Genomic DNA, 2378 nt, shown 5'->3' on the forward strand with positions numbered 1-2378 from the left:
GCGGCCGCGGTTCGCCGGGGTGGCGGTGCCGGTGGAGGCCGCGGGGCTGTGCGGCGCCGTGGTGGCCGTGGGGCTCGCGTCGACGGACGCGCCGCGCCTGTCGCTGGTCCTGTCGTTGTGCGGGGTGCTGGCGGCGTACGGCGCGCTGCGCCCGGAACGCCGGCGGGTGGCCGGGAGCGCGGCGGCCGTGCTGTTCGTACTTTCGGCGTGGGTGCGCCTGGGGGCCTGGGACGTGTCGGCCCCGGAGGCCTACACCCTGCCGGCGTCGGCGGCCGCGTTGTGGGTGGGCGTCCTGCGGCGTCGCCGGGACGCGGCGGCCTCCTCGTGGGTGGCGTACGGCCCCGCCCTGACGATGACGTCGGTGCCGAGTCTTCTCGCGGCGTGGGGGGACGAGCACTGGCTGCGGCCCCTGCTGCTGGGCGTCGCGGCGCTGGTGGTCACTCTGGCCGGCGCCCGCCACCGCCTGCGGGCGCCCCTGGTGGTGGGTGGCTGGGTGCTGGCCCTGGACGGGCTGCACGAGCTGGCTCCTCAGGTGGTCCAGGTCTTCGACGCTCTCCCCCGCTGGGTGCCGCCGGCCCTCGCCGGGCTGGTGCTGCTCGCGGTGGGCGCGACGTACGAGCAGCGGTTGCGTGACGCCCGCCGGCTGAAGGACGCCGTGGGCCGGATGCGGTGACGGCCGCGGCCCGACCCGGGCGCCCCGGGCCGGGTGGGGGGCGGCCGGGACAGGCGGGCACGTGGTCACCGGTGAGCGCCAGGTTCCCGATCGCGGCGGGTCCGTGGAACGCCGTGTCGCTGGTGTGGACCCCGGTCGGCCTCGGTGGCGGCACAGCGCCTTCGGGCCGGAGACCGCCGGGGGAGGGGAGACGCCGGCGGGGTCGGCGGCGACGGCGAACCTCCCCGTGCCGAGGCCGTACGGGCCACTGCCCTGGACGAAGCCGTCGGGCCGGGCCGCGATCGTCTCCAGCGGCGCGAGGCCGCGGGCTTCCGCCTCGGCGGCCTGCGGGGCCGCCGCGCCATCGACCCGCTCCCGGTGGGGGAAGGGGCACGGAAAACGCCGATGGCCGGAAGCTTGGATGAGCTTCCGGCCATCGGTACGGGGTGGGCGATACTGGGTTCGAACCAGTGACCTCTTCGGTGTGAACGAAGCGCTCTCCCACTGAGCTAATCGCCCCGGCGCACGGCACACATTACCCCATGTCAGCGGTGCCCCCGGACCACTTCCGGGTCACTGCTCGATCTCCCACGGCATCGTGATGCCGAACTTCCAGACGTAGATCCCGACGAGCACGGCGATGATCACGAGCCCCACGGCCGTGAGGGCGACGTTGCGCCGCCGGACCTTGGGGTCGAGGGCCCGCTGGGCGGCCTCGGTGACCTTGCGCCTCGTCCAGCGCAGGACCAGCTGCGCCCAGACGAACTCCGTCGCCCAGATCGCCATGCCGCCGAAGATCACCAGCCATCCGGGGCCGGGCAGCGGCAGCATCACGATGCCCGCCCCGACCACGGCCAGACCGGCCACGAAGATGCCGACCTGCCAGCTCAGGTGCAGCACCCTGGACCCCCGGACGAACGCGGGCGCCCGCGATCCCAGCTCGCGCTCCGCCTGCCGCCCGTCCCCCGGCGCGGACACGGGGGCCACCGGACCGGCGCCCCCCGTCCGCTCGTCACTCTCCGCGTTCATGGAGCCCAACCTACCGGAAGGGAGTTCGTCACTGGAATGGACGCATGACGCAAAGTTACACACCGCTGTACGAGCTACCTGAAGCATCACAAATGGGTCAGATGGGTTTACAACGCCACCGTAGGTGGCATGTCGATTTCGCCGACGTGCGAATCCCCGAGCGCACACTGAGCGAAAGGCCCTGGCGCTTATGAACACCACGGTCAGCTGCGAGCTGCACCTGCGCCTCGTTGTGTCGAGCGAGTCCTCACTGCCTGTACCCGCGGGCCTGCGGTATGACACGGCCGATCCCTATGCCGTGCACGCCACCTTCCACACCGGAGCGGAGGAGACGGTCGAGTGGGTTTTCGCCCGTGACCTCCTTGCCGAGGGGCTGCACCGGCCCACCGGCACCGGAGACGTCCGCGTCTGGCCATCCCGAAGTCACGGCCAAGGCGTCGTCTGCATCGCGCTGAGCTCCCCGGAGGGAGAAGCCCTGCTCGAGGCCCCGGCGAGGGCCCTGGAGTCGTTCTTGAAGAGGACCGACGCCGCGGTCCCGCCCGGCACCGAACATCGTCACTTCGACCTCGACACGGAGCTCTCACACATCCTGGCCGAGAGCTGAGCCAGGCCGAGAGCTGCGGGACGCCGTCCGACTCGGGGAGACGGCGTCGCGCGGACAACCTCATACGGCGGACACCGGCGCCGTCGCCGCGGA

The 2378-nt window shown here is 72.8% G+C and carries 2 protein-coding genes, 1 tRNA gene and 1 pseudogene; 2 read left to right on the forward strand and 2 right to left on the reverse strand.

Annotated elements, in window-relative coordinates:
* A pseudogene (locus ABZ371_RS31755) lies at nucleotides 1-673 on the forward strand (hypothetical protein); the annotation flags it as partial.
* 426 nt (nucleotides 674-1099) lie between these two features.
* Here the strand turns inward: ABZ371_RS31755 and ABZ371_RS31760 are convergent.
* Nucleotides 1100-1171 (reverse strand) — tRNA-Val (locus tag ABZ371_RS31760).
* Nucleotides 1172-1225: 54 nt separating this feature from the next.
* Nucleotides 1226-1681 carry a TIGR02611 family protein gene (locus ABZ371_RS31765; protein WP_358686220.1) on the reverse strand — a complete coding sequence of 152 codons (456 nt, stop codon included), beginning with the start codon at nucleotides 1679-1681 and terminating at the stop codon, nucleotides 1226-1228.
* Between the two features lie 190 nt (nucleotides 1682-1871).
* On the opposite strand from ABZ371_RS31765, the gene ABZ371_RS31770 reads away from it, so the two are divergent.
* On the forward strand, nucleotides 1872-2285 hold the full coding sequence (locus ABZ371_RS31770) for an SsgA family sporulation/cell division regulator (RefSeq protein WP_003959770.1): 414 nt from the start codon (nucleotides 1872-1874) through the stop codon (nucleotides 2283-2285).
* The last annotated feature ends 93 nt before the right edge of the window (nucleotides 2286-2378 follow it).

Source organism: Streptomyces sp. NPDC005899 (genome assembly GCF_040629645.1).
GTDB lineage: Bacteria > Actinomycetota > Actinomycetes > Streptomycetales > Streptomycetaceae > Streptomyces.